Raw genomic sequence first — 14906 nt, 5'->3', positions numbered from 1 at the left:
TTCAATCTTTTTACCAAATAGTTCTCATTTGCGCCGCCAGCCTCCGGTTGCGAAGCGCATCTGCGCGCTGCTGGCGGCTGACAGAAGCTGTCGATTTAGGCAGATGCTCCGAAACCTCTGCCAGTTTGACCTTTCTTAAGGTAGGCATCGGTTTTTCACTAGCTTCAAACCATCGCCCCTGGACTGCTCCGCGGGAGTATCCTGAGATGTCGAGCCAGTTGTATACGCCGGGATCGCGCACTGATATCACGGTTCGAAAAACGCCATCATTATCGACCCGGCCCTGCTTATCATTGAGACTCGATTGGTTGTTGTACCAATCGGTCGTTTCATACAGCTCATTGGTCAATATGATCGACCAATATTTATAGCTTTCCGGTACTTTGACCTCACTGATCAACGCCTCATCATCGGCCAGCTCATAAGCGCACTCATAGTAGAACTGCCCTTCCAGCCCGGACATTTGCGAGACATCAAAAATTTTGAACTTGTTGATGAATCCCTCGGCGCGCAGTTCTTCTACATGGGTTGGAAAGGCAAGCGCGCAAACCCTCGCAATTCCCGGCATTTCATCAAAGGCTTGGTGTAGGTTTTCAATGGATGGCCTCCCCTTGCCTTCTGCGACATCCAACCGGATAATACCAAAACGTGGTTCCCGCTCTACACCCCAGTCACAAGAAACAACCCGAACCATGAATTTTTCACATAGCGGATCAAGCTTCATCCAATCACCATTGTGGCCCTGAGGTCGCTCAGGTGACAATAACAGCTCAAAACTGCCATCCGCACTCACCCTTAATTTATCAAAATCGATCTGGGACAGCACTGGATGATGTTTGCCGGTTCTTAGCGTATCAGGCCCCATCTGCGCCAAAATGACCATTCGCACCGTTCCGCGATCACCCTTGATTACATAGCTACCCCCCTTTTCGATCAGGCAGGATTTATAGATTGTATCGGCATTGGGCTGAAAAATATTCTGTGCGATGTTAAGTTCCGGTACAAACATCGGATGGCGTCGGTCGCCGACAATTGCATCGCTGTTTGCACGAGATAAGCCTGCAAGCAAAAGCCGCATTGATTCAGCCATGACTTGTGGGTTTTGGCGTAGTTTTTGAGGAACTCTCTTCCGCATGGCTTCGCCGAGTGGACGCAGTCCGTCGATCAATTTTTCCCACGCCAGTCCGTCGTCCGCCATCTTCGTCTCTCCAGGGATCTCACCCAACACGTTTTTGCTCTTGAGGCCGGTTAGCAACCTTTCTCCTGATAGGTGATTACCAAGACATGCCCCCCAAGCTATCGCCTTCAACAAGGAACGACGCGCGATGATTTCCAATGACATGATGCTGGATGTAACCTCCGCTACTGGTCTGAACGACAAAACGTTAGTCGCGGCAACGTTGCACCTGCCTGACGATATGTCCGATGGGCAATTGCAGTTAGTCTTCGCGCTGCATGGTGGGGGTTATAGCCGCCTATATTGGCACCCGACTTTTGCCGATGAAAGCTACAGCTTTGCTCGCTGGTTTACCGATCATGGGAAGGCGGTCCTAACCGTCGATATGCTTGGAATGGGTGAAAGCAGTAGACCGGAGCCGGAAGATTGCCTCAGTAGAAATATAATTGCCGCCGCGCATGCCGACGCACTAGCGCAGGTTGTTGCCAAATTGGAACAACCAGTCGGGGTTACAGGCATTGGCCATTCGATGGGCGGTATGATGATAATTGCTCAAGCTGCAAATCATTCTGGATTGGATCGTATTGCTGTTCTTGGCTGGGCCAACGAACCGATGGAATTGGGCGATACGAATGTCGAAACCTTGCTCTCAGATCTCCCGGCGAGCGGGTATATTCCAACAGCGCGCGAACCGATGAGAAAACTGTTCTACTGGCCTGATGTACCGCTGAAACTGATAGAGGCCGATGAGGCACATGCCTCAACCACGCCCGTTACATTAGGAAAAGACGCATTGAAGCCCGGGATTGTTCACGAGGCAGCAGCCCAGATTACCTTGCCTGTCTTGATTGTTCAAAGCGTCGTTGACACCAGTCCGTCCCCGCAAAAGGAGATATCTTACTTCAAGACCGCATCATCAGTGGAACTTCAAACTTTGGAAAATGCGGCGCATTGCCAGAATTTTGCAAGCACGCGCGCTACGCATTGGAATGATCTTAACAGCTGGATTGACCGGACAAGCTAGAATGCCTTTCCACGCATCGCAGCGACCGCGCCGCCGTCGACACGGATATCGCTTCCTGTGATATAGCCCGCCTCATTGGATAGAAGGAACTCTACAGCGGCGGCGATATCGGCCGCCGTGCCCCAACGACCCGCAGGCGTTGCATCGACCAGTGCCTGCGCCCGGTTACCACTTTCCGCTTCTTTCTGTCCCATGGGAGTTGCAACGACGCCCGGTGATAGCGATACAATTCGCGCCTTCTTATCGCCCCAGTCCAGTGCGCGCGTTTCGCATAGGCGGAGTATCGCACGTTTAGAGAAAGAATATGCGTGTCCCTCCATTGTACCGCCTTGAGCTGCAACCAGTGCCGTTAGCTTCGGTTCCAAAAGCCCGTAAAGGTCAGACTGTAACGGATTGTCCAGCAGCCTCTCTATCTCGGTATCCGGCGGGCCCAAATGCCCCGCAACAGACGCTATCATTACACAGGCGGTGCCAGCCCCGAGTAACGGCTCCAATACGTTCAACATCTGGACTGGACCAATGATATTGGCCCGAATAATAGAATGCCAATCGGCCTGCGCGGGTGACAAGCCGGCAGCGTTAACAATCGATCGAATGTTGCCGGACCCCGCACATCGCTCTGCCAATGATGCAGCAACATGCGGGTCGCTTAGATCGCCAACCAGTCCTTGTGCCTGTATGCCTTCATCGGACAATTTTTCGAGCAACTCATTCAGTTTTTCTCGATTAACATCCGTTAGCAACAGTTCTTGCGTCCGACCCAGAAGCGAAGCTATGGCAGTTCCCATGCCGCCTGCGGCGCCCGTGATGATGGCAAATTGAGTCATGAATTTTTTAAGTACCTCAGTGTTCGCTTCGCGGCGATCCGTCCGGCAATCCCAGAAACACCCCCGCCCGGATGGCTCCCTGCGCCGCCCAGGAACAGGCCCGGCACTGCAGGTTTCGGGCCACCAAAGCCGGTCGCGGGACGATGCTGACCAGCGCGCAGCGCGCCGAAATCGACATGAGTGACGCAGCCATTGGAAACATTGAGCCGTTTTTCGCGTTCGCGGGCAGTTTCGACAAATCGCCCGACTTCATGCTGAAACCCATCGTAATATTCGGAGACCTGATCGATAATCGATGCCATTGTTCGATTCTTCAACTCCTGTGACCAGCCGTCCCGTGCATCGACCGCAATGGCCGGCAAGTATAAATAGGCGAGTGAACAACCGTCAGGCGCTTGTGAAGGATCGCTGTTCGACAGCGGAGTGAGCGAGACAGCATGCCGCGATGGAATATCACCTCGTCTAGCCGCAGCAAAGCTTTCCCGCACGTCATCGGCCAGACCCATCAAACCAACAGCCTTGTTCAAATCGGCATCATCATGGCGCATGTCTTGATGCTTTTTCAAGCGCAACGGCGATTGCATTGCGATATTAGCCAAGAGCGGTGCTGCATTAGACCGGTTGGAAGGAACGTGCTCAATCCGCTTTACCAATTGTCGATCTATCGTATCTGCTGTTGTCAAAGTGAAAGTCGTCTTTGGATCGCTGGTCGCGATGACAACTTTTGAACGCAGGACACGGCCGTCGGACAAGCGCACACCTTTTGCTTCACCATCCTCAATCAAGATTTCGGCTACGGGTGCATTGAGCAATATCTTCGCACCTGTTTCAGTAATGCTCTTGGCCAAGGCATCGGCAAAAGCCTGGAGGCTGCCAATGGGCTTACCGGTGCCCAAACGGTGTGTGACGGCAAAAATCATATATGCGGCGGCATTGCCGTCCTCATCAACCGGTCCTGCACCTGCTGCGATGCCGTTGAGCAGTGCAATAGTGGCTGGATGTTCAAACCATTCGCACGCCACCTGATCGGCCGTCGCTTTGGAAATGGCAAGGAGCTTGTCCTTTAACTTTACATTGCGGATGGTGTTTTTAATGATCTTGCCGATGTTGCGTAACTCGGGCCGTCCCGGCTCAGCCATCATAATGGGGAAACCGATATCCATCATGGCATCCATGACTTCCATAAAATTAAGATATTGCTTGGCATCACCTGGATGAATGCGAGCTATATCGTCCGCGGTGCGCTTATAGTCCCGGAAAAGGGCAATCGAGCGACCATCAGGATGAAGGTAGGCATATGTCGGATCGGGATCGACCGTTGTTAGTCCGTGCCGCTTGAGCTCCAAATCCTCAATAATTCCCGAACCGCGCGCGAACAATAGCTCGACGGCACAGGGAGTGACCAGATAATCAGGTGCTTCGGGGATCATATAGCCAGCACTTGTCATGCCCCCCACCTTTTCCATACGCTCGACAACCACAACTTTCTTTCCAGCCCGGCTGAGATAACCAGCTGCTGCCATGCCATTATGTCCTGCGCCTATGATCGCTGCATCATAAATTTCGGTCATATTGACCCCTTTTCGATAGCGGCTATTTCTCCTGCAATTGACCGCGAAGCAAGCCAATAGCAAAAAATCGCCAGAACCAGGAACAAGCCCAGTAACAGCAGCGCTTGTTGCAGCCCTGTACCTGCGGCTTCACTACATGCTGCACCGACCGAAACATTTCCGGCAACAAGGCATTCTTCTCCATATGACGAACCGTAACTTAGCTTTGCCAACCAGTCGCTCATAAATCCAAGGAAAGCCGATCCGATACCGAGACCAAAACAAGTCTGCCCAAAGGCATGAATGGCTGCGGCTGTTGCCCGCATCCTAGGTTCCACTATACGCTGCGTCACCGTCATGATCGTGGGCAAAAATGCATAGAGACAAAAGGTCGAGGCAAAAACCAATGCGGCAAGCATGCGCCAGTCATCCTGATAGATTGCCGCAAGGTAAAGAGGCAGTGCCAGGGATATACCAAGCACCGGCAAGAGGCCGTAGCGCCTGTGGTTATCGCTCGCCAATCTATCAGCCAAAATGCCGCCAATCACACCGCCCGATGCCGTCGCAACACTGAACGCCAAAGCAAATGTCAACGCCGCTTCGCCGAGCTCAAACCCAAAGCGCCGGATAAGTAGCGGTATGAGAAAAATATTCAAACCAAATCCCACCAGAGCTACCATGCCGCTGCCAATGGTGAAATTGACGAAGGCAGTCGATTTACCGACCCGGCGCAGGACCTGACCAAAGGGTGGCGCTGTGTCATCAGCATAGCGGCGTCTTGGTTCGCTGATAGTCAGCCAAAGTATGAGGGCTAGCAGCAAACCCGGCGCGCCCATTACCAGAAACGCCATACGCCAACCATATTCCTGCGCGATCCATCCGCCTCCCAGGGCACCTACAGCGCCGCCAACCGATACACCCACCGCTATCAAGGAAAAAACAGTGGCCCGTTTATCGGCTTCAAACCGGTCGGCGATCATTGACACAACCGGCGGCGTAAACCCGGCTTCTCCTACTCCTACCCCCATCCGGGCGAGGAGCAACTGACTGTAGCTTGCAACCGCTCCGGAAAGCATCGTCATTGCAGACCAGAGTGCGGTAGCGGTCGCGACAATCCCTACGCGACTAAGTCTTTCCGCCAATCTTGCGATAGGAATACCAATCCCGCCATAGAACAAAGCGAACGCCGCACCGCCCATGATGCCGAGCTGGAAATCGCTTAACCCGAATTCTTGACGGATCGGTTCACCGACAACAGAAATTATCATCCGGTCGATGAAATTAAACATGTAGATCGTGCCCAATAGAAAGATAAACCACCAATCGCGGCCCGCAAATTTTTTCATGCGTTAAATTTCGCCTTTCGCAGTGACTTCCGTTGGCTTATCTGCGATCCAAATTACGACTAATTGCACTCGAACCCTCCCCAGATTCTTCTTAAACCGGTATCACTTTATGTTCATGCAGAACCTTCCAATTGGCAGGTCACCTGCTTTGCAAATTGTGGCGAGCAGCCAAAGCGAAAGGATTGTTAAATGGCAGGAAATCTGGAAGGCAAAGTCGCGATCGTTACCGGCGCAGCGGGAGGAATTGGCGCTGCGACTGCGAAACGGCTCGCAGAACAGGGCGCGACAGTGGTTTTAGCCGATATTGATCTCGCTGGAGCCGAAACAGCAGCAGTACAGATCGAAGGCGCAAGCGCGCTTCGGGTAGATCTGACCGATGCAGATGCAGTGCAATCGCTTTGCGAACATATCGCAAGCGAGCATGGAAGCATTGACATTTTGCACAATAATGCCGCGATCCAGAACGATGCGCAGCGCCAGAGCGACCTGGACGTGCTCAATCTCGATCTTGCAGCCTGGGACAGGGCGATGGCGGTCAATGTGCGCGGGGCGATGCTGATGGCCAAAAATGTAATACCGCATATGATCGCAACTGGCGGTGGATCGATCATCAACAGCGCATCAGGCTTCGGCGTTCAGGGCGAATCGACCTTGACCGCCTATGGCACATCGAAAGCCGCCTTAATCCAGCTAAACCGCATGATCGCCACACAATATGGCAAGCAGAACATTCGCTCCAACTGTATGGTGATCGGATTTGTTCTGACGCCAATGGCGGTTGAATCTACACCGGACGTGGTTAAAGATATACTGCTCTCGCACCACCTGACTCCCGCACTGGGTCAGCCGGAAGATATTGCAAATTTGGTTGCATTTCTCGCCAGTGATGAAAGCAAGTTCATCACCGGCGCGGCAATCCCGATTGATGGCGGCGTGACCGCGCATCAGCCTAGCTATGCCGATTTCCAGAAGTTATTTGCCGAAATGGGTAGCGGAAAGCTCTAATCGGCAAGTTCCGCCAACCGGTCCATACTCCGCACGGGATCGGTTTTGCCATCCCATGTTGCTTGCGCCTTTTCCATCAGCGCGAGCGATTCCTGAATAGCGTCGGACAGCTCCATCAATTCGACGTAATAGCCATAGTTCTTGTAAGTATCAAACAGACAGAAGCGCTCGCCAGATGGCATCTGTCCGCTAAAAGCGATAGGGAATCCGGCATCGGTCAGTCGTTTATGGCCCGTTTCAAAATCGGTGCGCGGCATGACGTGGTGCAAACCAGGACCATTTTTCGCGAGAAAATCGAGGAAGGGCGATTTGCCCTTGTTGGTCTGCGTCAGCAATTCGATCAATTGCCCGCCCGAAAACCCGAAACCGACTTTCAATGACACTTCGGTAGGTTCTCCATAATAAAGTTGCCCAGGCAAAATCGGCACTTCAAAAACGAAGAATGGCCCTGCTCCCAGATCACGGGTCCAATGTTCCAGCGTTGCATCAAAATCGTCTACCACATGGCATAATTCTAAAATTGAACCATCAGGCTGCATCTTCCCATCCTTCCTTGCTTGTGCGCCGGGAAAAAGCCAAAACCCGTTTCGCAACTTGGGCGGCGCGAACAGTGATATCGACATGGGGAACATCAGAGGGGATATCGGTTAATCTCACTAGCTGCACATCGCGGATCATCTGATCTTTTGGGGGATTGTCCGGTACGCCTTGCCAACGCGTTAGCATCCAGCCTTCATGCAGACCGCATGTATCAATCCAATTGGTCACGCCCGGATCAGACAAAGCAATCGCATAAGTCACCGTGCCATCTTCATTGGGCGCTACCTGCCCTTTGTTCAGGCTGGCCGGACGCAACATTGGGTCGGGCGCGATTGTCCAGGGGTCGACAATTTGAAATCCGGTATAATAGCTGCCCACCGGGTCAAGAGTGAGCAGCAGCGCCTCATCATCTGCAAGTTGGAAACGCCCACCGGCAAGATAGCCCCAATTGCCATCACGCCCATTGGGGCCGACCAATTTGTTCGGTTCGGGAAAGCCAAGAAAATCATCCTTAAACCCGCGCCAGAACCGCACCCAAGCGGGCATATCCTCGATGACAGTCGCTGCGATTTCGTCTTCGCTGCGCGCTTTCCAATCCGCTGGCGGATCAAGACGGCGGACATTCACCTCCGCGGGCAATTGATCCCAATCGGCCTGACTGTCACGGGTATAAATCTGGATACGCCCGCTTTGCGATTTCAAATGCAATGGCCCGCCATCTTCGGGGCCAACCGTCACTATGACCCGGCCATCGCCATCCGCATGGGGCAGCAAATCCTGCAATGTCAGCGCACCAATATTATGGCCCAGTCCAGCATGATGCGCTGGCTCCATTTCTATCACTACACTAAATTGCGGCGGGTTATTTGAAAAACGCAGGTCAATCTCATAATGGCCATCGCCATCAACCGGGATTTCGCGGTTGAAATTATCGGGATTGTCCACCGCCACGGCCGCACCATGATAGACATGGCCAAACCAATGACGCGGCGGATTGGAAACATTCCAAATCACTTTGGGATCGGCGGTATCGCCGTTTGCCTCGCGCATCGCCAGCGCCAATACCCATTGGTCCAGCGCATTATCGAGCGCCAAATTGCCGTGCAGCGTTTTTGCAGCCGGATCCTCCAACATGCCCGTTCGCGCCTGTTCCCGCGCCGCGCGTATATCCGCTCGCTCAATGAGGCGCAGCGCAAGTTTCTCGGCGGCCTCCTGATCGGCAGTATATAGCGGATTGCTCATGATATGGTGCCGACCCGTCCACCTTCGACAAAGACGGTGCTGCCGGTCGTATAGCTCGATGCCTCGCTCGCCAGCAATATTGCCGCGCCCACGGCCTCATCCGCTGCGCCAAAACGCCTAATCGCATTGCGTTCGGCTAGCCCCAAGCCTTTGTGGATTTCTGCTTCCTGTCCATCAGGACTCATCGATCCGACACAAAGCGCATTGACGCGTGTATGCGGGGCCAGCGCCTTTGCCAGTGAGCGGGTGAGGAAGGCCAAGGCCGCCTTGCTAACGCCATAAGCCACAGCAGGCGGTATCGGGGTAAAGCCGCCGCAGCTTTGTACGGAAATTACCACGCCCTTGCCATGCACCTCCATATCGGCGCTGGTCAGTTCGGTCAGCCGCCATGTCGCCAGAACATTGACATCCATTGCGGTTTTCCAGACCTCGTCCGTATTGGCCCACAGGCCGCCATCATGGGCATAGACCACGCCCGCAGCGGCATTGTTAAAGACAATATGTATCGGCCCAAATGCCTCGCGCGCCTTCGCCACCAGATTTTCCAAATCAGCCTTTTCGCCTGCATCGGCTGCAACCGCCAGAGCGCGGCCGCCATTCAGCGCATTTATCTCTGCTGCAATCCGGTCCAGCCTGTCTTGCGAGCGAGCGGAAATCACAACATTCGCGCCCAGCTCTGCATAAGCTTTGGCCACATGTTCGCCCACGCCGGGGCCAACACCAGTCAATATAGCCGTGCGGTCATCAAGGCGGAAACGGTCTAACACACTCATGGCTTTGCTCCGGTTTTCGGCGGGCCGAGAAGGTCACCGAAACGATCATAATAATCGGCCATTCGCTCATGCACTTCACCAATGTCGATGCTATATTCTTCCGGACTATGCTTATGCTTGCCCATCCGTTTGGCAGCGGGGTTTTCGGTCAAAAACCGGTCAATGCGTGCTTTATGCTCTTCTGAAAAATGCAATCCAAATTTGTCATAAATCCGGCTAATTGCCCCTTTGGGATCCGCCACTACATCCTTATGCGCCAGATCGATAATGCGGTCCTCAATCGCGGCATCGGCCCTTGCGGCCAGCCCGCGATTCATGGCAGCCACCCAGGTTTCAATCACATCGCGGCCTATCGCGGCCTTATCCTTATCCCCTCCAAACGCCGCCAGAAAACCGGCAATAAAGCTGGATAATGATGAAAATGTCAGCGCGGGATCGCGGTGCGTCCAGACCAGCATGGCACCAGGGTATGCCTCCAACAAAGCAGGTAAATCAAATAGATGCTGCGGTGATTTAAGAGTCCATCTGCCTTTTGGTCCCTTCCACTGAAAATTTTGCAACATGCGTTTATGCGAGACATATTGCCCCGGCGCGTTGCTATGTCGCAGCCATTCGGCATAATCCGGAACACCCAGCTCGGCAGCAAAATTTGTGCTGGCAAAATGATATTGCATGCCATGATTACACTCGCCAGGCTGCGTACAATCGAAACGCTGAATGTCCAGCAATTGCGGCGCATGTTCCAGCCAATTGTCATAGAGCGCTGTCACTTGGGCAATGCGCGGATCACTATCAAAAGTGGCCTCGTCTGTCGGCGGCCACGGAATATACCATTCCCATTCACGCGGTGCCCGCGCCTGGGGATCAAGGCAGAGCAGATCATAGCTGATCGTCGTGCCAGTGCGCGGCAGGCCGATAACGATCAGCGGATCGCCTATTTCCTGCTGCGCTATATCGGGATGATTTTTATCATCCTCTACAAAATGCAATCGCGTGGCAAGCTGACCGACAATATTTTGGGTTGCCAAATGGCGCAGCTGCTCATTGGGGCTCATCGCTTCCACGGCTGCAACCAGGCGCTCGAAGCCCTCTCGCCAACCGGAATCTGGTCCGAAATCCGAAAGACCGGTTGCTTCACGCGCGGAGGATTCCAGGCCCTTATTCGTCAGCTTTTCAGTCATCTATCATCCCATCGCCTTTTCCATATATTCCATCAAATCGGCATAATGTGGCTGATGGACCAAGCCGCCGCCGGAAATGGAGATGGTTTCACCGGTAATATATTTACTCTCATCTGCAGCCAAAAAGGCGACAAGCGCGCCCACATCGGCAGGCTCGCCAAATTCGGGCGTTAAAATATGGCGCTTGATGATTTCGGGCAGATCGCCCGTGGTTGCGCGCAATGCTTCTGTCATAATTACCCCGGGGGCCACGGTATTGCTGCGGATATTTTGCTTGCCATATTGGGTGGCGATATATTTGCTGAGCGCAATAATCGCGCCTTTCGACGTGCCATAGGCGATACGCGCCAAATCGCCCGCAACACCGCTATTTGAGGCGGTATGGATAATCGAGCCACCACCGCTTTCAATCAAATGCGGAATGGCAAAACGGCATCCCAGCAAATATCCCTTCACATTCACATCCATTGTCTCGTCCCAAACATAGAGCGGAATGTCCGTGGCGGTCGTATCTGCCTGATGCTTGGCCGGGTCGGTCATCGCGGCATTATTGTGCAATATGTCGAGCCGGCCAAAACGTGCGACCGTGGCATCGACCATCGCCTTAACCGACGCCTCGTCCGCCGCGTCAAACTGCACCGCCAACGCGGCATCGCCATGCCCATCGGCAACCTTTTGTGCGCTTTCGGCAGAAATATCAGCAACGGTAACTTTCGCGCCCTCGGAAATCAGCCGCTCGACGACACCAGCGCCAATCCCGCCACCCCCGCCAGTAACGATGGCTACCTTGCCGTCCAAACGCTTCATGTCGTTATCCCCCGGTAAATTGCTTGTTAAATTCCACAAAGCCGACCAGCCGCGCCTTGCGCGCAGCCTCCACGGCAGGCTGTAAATCTTGATCAGGCCCGTCGGGAATAATTTGAAGCGGCTCGCCGGCCTGCAAGCCTGCAAGCGCATTATGCGTCACATGTGATGGATCGCAAGCTTGCGACAAATCAAAGCCCTCTGGCACAGTGCGGCGCAGTGTGGGCGTGTCCATCAATGGCGCGCACACAGCAATCACATCAATTCCGCGTTCATTATATTCGGCCCACAGGCTTTCAGCCAGGTTGATTTCAAAGGCTTTAGTGGCCGAATACATAGCCAGATTGGGCTGCCCGCCAAGGCCAGCGCCCGAGGCCATGACGATCACCCCGCCGCGACCCGCAGCGCCTTCCCCGCGCCCCAGAAATTTGCGGCCAAAGCCATTGGCGGCATCAATCAAAGTCGAGATATTCATTGCTACCAGACGGTGTGCAGACGAGACATCATCCTCAAAAAAGCCATGAAATCCATCTGCACCGGCGTTTGAAATATAAAGACCCACATCCAGATCAGATGCCGCCTCCACTATTTTCGTGCCTGCGCCGCCTTCAGTCAAGTCTTGGGCGACGGCGCGATATTCAATGCCAAATTCGTCCTTCAACTTTTCACCCAAAACTTGCAAAGCATCTGCCCGGCGGGAGACGAGGACGAGGTTTATCCCCATCCCCGCCAATTCCTGTGCATAGCATTCGCCCGTGCCTTCCGATGCCCCGGCAATAACAGCCCATGGGCCATATTTGGCGGCAAAGGCGGCTGTATCGAGCGGCAATTGAGCAAGTTTACGCATGACTTAGTCCGTCTTCTTCATTTCCGCGACGCGCGCCTTGGCCGCCTCAATCCCGCGGAAAATCGCGGTGGTGTTTCCTGCACCTGCATAGAAAAGCAGAAACAGCGGAATTTGTTCCAGTTGTTCTTCGGTAAACTCTTCGTTGACCAGCGCACCGGTCATCTGGATTTCGACCAAATCCTGCCGTCCCAGCATCGCCGTTGCCCCCAGTACCATCAGCCTTTTATCGCGGATGGAAAAAGCTTCATTCCCCCACATATTGGCAAATTGATTGCCAACAATCTCCTGATTGAAAGGAGAGCTCTCAAAGGGCTTGACCATTTCGGATGAACCGGGGCCATAGACTTTATCAAACACCTCAAGGCCTTTTTCCCAATTTTTCTCACTCATTAAATTCTCTCCATTAAAATTTGCGTTGTAGATTCAGGATTCCAGCGGTTGGCCGTTAGGATGTTCCAGACCCGATGTTGAAAGCGCGTTATCGCGGATCAGCTCCACCATTGGCAGGCGCGCACCAAATTTGGCCGCCTCTTCTATGGCGACCTCCAGGTCCTTCACCATCAGACCCATGAAATATTGCCGGATACCTGTCTCCTGCTCATTTCCCTCCGGGTCCGGACGCACCATCATCGCAAGCGCGCCTTCAAGGCCGCCGCCAGCATTTGGATCACCCGACAGCGCCTCGCGTAACTGTTCAAGTTCCACACCATAGTTGCGCGCAATTACTGCGCCTTCATAACCTGCGCGCATGCATCCGAAATAAGTAGTGTTGCGCGCTATCTTGGCGGCCATTCCAGAACCAGGCCCGCCCATGTGAATAACCGAACCGGCAAATCCATCGAAAATGGGTTTGGCAGCTGCCAATTCTTCGTCGCTACCGCCAGCCATGCAAATTAGCCCATTTTCCCCTGATTTTGGGCCATTGGTAACACCGCAATCGATGAGCGTAACACCAGCCGCGGCGCAATGCTTTTGCGCGGCGGCAAGATCGGTCATGGAGATTGTCGATAGAAGAATAACGGTCTGACCAGACTTGTTTGCCGCGAGGACACCATCCGGTCCGTCCAGAACCGCGATCGTTTGATCGCCGTTAAGAACCGCAATCAGCACACAATCAGATGCTGCTGCCAATTCACGGGGCGTTGCGGACATTGCGGGTGCTCCAGGCACGTTATCCGCTGCTTCGGCTCGTACATCATAGATCGCCGCCAACTGACCCGATCGCTCAAGGCATTGGGCAACACCTCCACCAATTCCGCCCAGTCCAATAACTCCACCTGAATTCATCACAACTATCCTTTCAATAATTCAAATCAATATCTTTCAACGAGCATACCAAGAATTTCATTGCGCAGGTTCGGACCAATACCTGCATCGTCAAAATAGGAATCCAGACCGCCCCATCGCTTGTCAACTTCACTCCATGCAGATTGCAGATAATCTGATTGCACGCCGATCAGCGCTTCAATTTGACCATCACTTGGGACAAACCCATAACTCGTCATGAAGCCGTCTCGGACAGTGTCTGTCCGGTGCATGTTTTGACCAAAAACGTTCGAGCGCAAGTAATCCTTCATGATTTCATGTCTTGGTACGCCTACCAATTCCAAAAGTAGCGCGATTGCCACTCCGGTACGGTCTTTTCCGGCTGTACAATTTATCAGCATCGGCATTGATCCGCCGGACATCACACCCGTGATGCGGGCCCAGTGTCTTGTCAGTGATCCTGGGATAGAACGATAAGTCTCCTTCATCGTATCAACTGCAATAGCTGGGTCGGATCCGCGTTGAAGTCGCTCGCGGCCTTCATCACCAAATACTCTAAGGTCAGCATCAACTTCCAGTTCAAGCAATGTGCATTCCGGACTGTGCCAGGCGTGGGGAATTTCCTTGCGTTCATCGACTGACCGGAGATCTATGATGGAGTGAATTCCAAAATTTCTTAGTTCCTCAAAATGTCGGTCGCAAAAATTTCGGGGACCTTCACTACGAAAAAGTAGGCCTGACCTGATCTTCCCTGTTTCGGCAGCAATGCCGCCGAGGTCTCGAAAGTTCAGGCTGGTGACTGGTTCGGACATTCAACAGGCCGGATAAACCGGAATGGCTGCAGACATCTGCTCATAAAACTTGGAATCGAACCAGATATGCTCAACATAGTGACCCAAGCTCGCTCGCTCATCGGTATAAGCGTAACGCATGACATCCGCCATGCCGCCGGTATAAACCACTGCATGTTTCGCTGGATCAATTGATGCCAGATGAGCTTCAAAATCGGCGAGCCTGCCTTCGATCCGCATACAGACATGGTGAAATCGAATTGCAAAGCTATCATCATCCGGCAGTGGATCACTATACATCGCATTCCCGTCTAGCGGCTCAATCAGTTCAATCTCTGTTCCACCGACATTGGCGAGAGCTATTTTCAATCGATAGGGATGACTAGCTTCCAGTCCCGGCGCGTCATTGGTAAACACATGAAAGGAAGGAACATCATACTCATCCCGCCAGATCGAGAGTGCCTGATCCATGTCGGTCGTGACATAAGCCACTTGGCTATGCCTGGCATTTTGACTCGGAAACATGGTCTTTC

16 protein-coding genes are annotated in these 14906 nt (G+C 53.3%); 2 read left to right on the top strand and 14 right to left on the bottom strand.

Going from position 1 to position 14906, the window contains the following annotated elements:
• Positions 1 to 10: 10 nt before the first annotated feature.
• Complete coding sequence (locus ACO6S1_RS11270; RefSeq protein WP_422342798.1) at positions 11 to 1198, bottom strand: DUF1214 domain-containing protein; 1188 nt, start codon at positions 1196 to 1198, stop codon at positions 11 to 13.
• 127 nt (positions 1199 to 1325) lie between these two features.
• Between ACO6S1_RS11270 and ACO6S1_RS11265 the strand changes: the two genes are divergently transcribed.
• Positions 1326 to 2201 carry an alpha/beta hydrolase gene (locus ACO6S1_RS11265; protein ID WP_422342797.1) on the top strand — a complete coding sequence of 292 codons (876 nt, stop codon included), beginning with the start codon at positions 1326 to 1328 and terminating at the stop codon, positions 2199 to 2201.
• On the opposite strand, the gene ACO6S1_RS11260 is transcribed toward ACO6S1_RS11265, so the two are convergent.
• Genes ACO6S1_RS11260 through ACO6S1_RS11250 form a run of 3 tightly spaced genes read right to left on the bottom strand, consistent with a single transcriptional unit; the run spans position 2198 to position 5924 of the window.
• Complete coding sequence (locus ACO6S1_RS11260; RefSeq protein ID WP_422342796.1) at positions 2198 to 3028, bottom strand: SDR family oxidoreductase; 831 nt, start codon at positions 3026 to 3028, stop codon at positions 2198 to 2200. The genes ACO6S1_RS11265 and ACO6S1_RS11260 overlap by 4 nt on opposite strands.
• Positions 3025 to 4599: a phytoene desaturase family protein gene (locus ACO6S1_RS11255; RefSeq protein ID WP_422342795.1), complete on the bottom strand. Its 1575-nt coding sequence runs from the start codon at positions 4597 to 4599 to the stop codon at positions 3025 to 3027. The genes ACO6S1_RS11260 and ACO6S1_RS11255 overlap by 4 nt, the downstream gene beginning before the upstream one ends.
• Positions 4596 to 5924, bottom strand: a complete 1329-nt coding sequence (locus ACO6S1_RS11250; protein ID WP_422342794.1) for a spinster family MFS transporter — start codon at positions 5922 to 5924, stop codon at positions 4596 to 4598. The genes ACO6S1_RS11255 and ACO6S1_RS11250 overlap by 4 nt, the downstream gene beginning before the upstream one ends.
• A 189-nt stretch (positions 5925 to 6113) precedes the next feature.
• On the opposite strand from ACO6S1_RS11250, the gene ACO6S1_RS11245 reads away from it, so the two are divergent.
• Complete coding sequence (locus ACO6S1_RS11245; RefSeq protein ID WP_422342793.1) at positions 6114 to 6929, top strand: SDR family NAD(P)-dependent oxidoreductase; 816 nt, start codon at positions 6114 to 6116, stop codon at positions 6927 to 6929.
• Here ACO6S1_RS11245 and ACO6S1_RS11240 read toward each other — a convergent pair.
• The 10 genes from ACO6S1_RS11240 to ACO6S1_RS11195 are packed head-to-tail and all read right to left on the bottom strand — an operon-like array spanning position 6926 to position 14898.
• The gene (locus ACO6S1_RS11240; protein WP_422342792.1) at positions 6926 to 7432 is read right to left on the bottom strand and encodes a VOC family protein; all 507 of its coding nucleotides are present in this window, start codon (positions 7430 to 7432) and stop codon (positions 6926 to 6928) included. The two genes, ACO6S1_RS11245 and ACO6S1_RS11240, sit on opposite strands and share 4 nt — an antisense overlap.
• 25 nt (positions 7433 to 7457) lie before the next feature.
• A complete protein-coding gene (locus ACO6S1_RS11235) occupies positions 7458 to 8711 on the bottom strand; it encodes a hypothetical protein (protein ID WP_422342791.1) in 1254 nt (417 codons plus the stop codon).
• Positions 8708 to 9484, bottom strand: coding sequence for an SDR family NAD(P)-dependent oxidoreductase (locus ACO6S1_RS11230; RefSeq protein ID WP_422342790.1), 777 nt, complete (start codon positions 9482 to 9484; stop codon positions 8708 to 8710). Before ACO6S1_RS11230 ends, ACO6S1_RS11235 begins: the two co-directional genes overlap by 4 nt.
• Entirely contained in the window at positions 9481 to 10665 is a 1185-nt protein-coding gene (locus ACO6S1_RS11225; protein WP_422342789.1) for a sulfotransferase family protein, read from the bottom strand. The genes ACO6S1_RS11230 and ACO6S1_RS11225 overlap by 4 nt, the downstream gene beginning before the upstream one ends.
• Positions 10666 to 10668: 3 nt before the next feature.
• On the bottom strand, positions 10669 to 11472 hold the full coding sequence (locus tag ACO6S1_RS11220) for an SDR family NAD(P)-dependent oxidoreductase (RefSeq protein WP_422342788.1): 804 nt from the start codon (positions 11470 to 11472) through the stop codon (positions 10669 to 10671).
• 4 nt (positions 11473 to 11476) lie between these two features.
• Entirely contained in the window at positions 11477 to 12316 is an 840-nt protein-coding gene (locus tag ACO6S1_RS11215; protein WP_422342787.1) for an SDR family NAD(P)-dependent oxidoreductase, read from the bottom strand.
• Between the two features lie 3 nt (positions 12317 to 12319).
• Complete coding sequence (locus ACO6S1_RS11210) at positions 12320 to 12706, bottom strand: carboxymuconolactone decarboxylase family protein (protein WP_422342786.1); 387 nt, start codon at positions 12704 to 12706, stop codon at positions 12320 to 12322.
• 33 nt (positions 12707 to 12739) lie between these two features.
• The gene (locus ACO6S1_RS11205; protein ID WP_422342785.1) at positions 12740 to 13603 is read right to left on the bottom strand and encodes an NAD(P)-dependent oxidoreductase; all 864 of its coding nucleotides are present in this window, start codon (positions 13601 to 13603) and stop codon (positions 12740 to 12742) included.
• Positions 13604 to 13629: 26 nt separating this feature from the next.
• Positions 13630 to 14394 (bottom strand): tyrosine-protein phosphatase, encoded by a 765-nt coding sequence (locus tag ACO6S1_RS11200; protein ID WP_422342784.1) that lies wholly within the window; start codon positions 14392 to 14394, stop codon positions 13630 to 13632.
• A complete protein-coding gene (locus tag ACO6S1_RS11195; RefSeq protein WP_422342783.1) occupies positions 14395 to 14898 on the bottom strand; it encodes a VOC family protein in 504 nt (167 codons plus the stop codon). It abuts the gene before it with no gap.
• Positions 14899 to 14906 lie beyond the last annotated feature (8 nt).

The organism is Parasphingorhabdus sp., assembly GCF_965233695.1.
Classification (GTDB): domain Bacteria; phylum Pseudomonadota; class Alphaproteobacteria; order Sphingomonadales; family Sphingomonadaceae; genus Parasphingorhabdus.
This window is presented reverse-complemented; position numbering and strand designations above follow the sequence as displayed.

Bases quoted from the DNA above. Each gene is read 5' to 3' on its own strand.
- ACO6S1_RS11270 (WP_422342798.1), bottom strand. From the start codon at position 1,198: ATGGCGGACGACGGACTGGCGTGGGAAAAATTGATCGACGGACTGCGT.
- ACO6S1_RS11265 (WP_422342797.1), top strand. From the start codon at position 1,326: ATGATTTCCAATGACATGATGCTGGATGTAACCTCCGCTACTGGTCTG.
- ACO6S1_RS11260 (WP_422342796.1), bottom strand. From the start codon at position 3,028: ATGACTCAATTTGCCATCATCACGGGCGCCGCAGGCGGCATGGGAACT.
- ACO6S1_RS11255 (WP_422342795.1), bottom strand. From the start codon at position 4,599: ATGACCGAAATTTATGATGCAGCGATCATAGGCGCAGGACATAATGGC.
- ACO6S1_RS11250 (WP_422342794.1), bottom strand. From the start codon at position 5,924: ATGAAAAAATTTGCGGGCCGCGATTGGTGGTTTATCTTTCTATTGGGC.
- ACO6S1_RS11245 (WP_422342793.1), top strand. From the start codon at position 6,114: ATGGCAGGAAATCTGGAAGGCAAAGTCGCGATCGTTACCGGCGCAGCG.
- ACO6S1_RS11235 (WP_422342791.1), bottom strand. From the start codon at position 8,711: ATGAGCAATCCGCTATATACTGCCGATCAGGAGGCCGCCGAGAAACTT.
- ACO6S1_RS11230 (WP_422342790.1), bottom strand. From the start codon at position 9,484: ATGAGTGTGTTAGACCGTTTCCGCCTTGATGACCGCACGGCTATATTG.
- ACO6S1_RS11225 (WP_422342789.1), bottom strand. From the start codon at position 10,665: ATGACTGAAAAGCTGACGAATAAGGGCCTGGAATCCTCCGCGCGTGAA.
- ACO6S1_RS11220 (WP_422342788.1), bottom strand. From the start codon at position 11,472: ATGAAGCGTTTGGACGGCAAGGTAGCCATCGTTACTGGCGGGGGTGGC.
- ACO6S1_RS11215 (WP_422342787.1), bottom strand. From the start codon at position 12,316: ATGCGTAAACTTGCTCAATTGCCGCTCGATACAGCCGCCTTTGCCGCC.
- ACO6S1_RS11210 (WP_422342786.1), bottom strand. From the start codon at position 12,706: ATGAGTGAGAAAAATTGGGAAAAAGGCCTTGAGGTGTTTGATAAAGTC.
- ACO6S1_RS11205 (WP_422342785.1), bottom strand. From the start codon at position 13,603: ATGAATTCAGGTGGAGTTATTGGACTGGGCGGAATTGGTGGAGGTGTT.
- ACO6S1_RS11200 (WP_422342784.1), bottom strand. From the start codon at position 14,394: ATGTCCGAACCAGTCACCAGCCTGAACTTTCGAGACCTCGGCGGCATT.
- ACO6S1_RS11195 (WP_422342783.1), bottom strand. From the start codon at position 14,898: ATGTTTCCGAGTCAAAATGCCAGGCATAGCCAAGTGGCTTATGTCACG.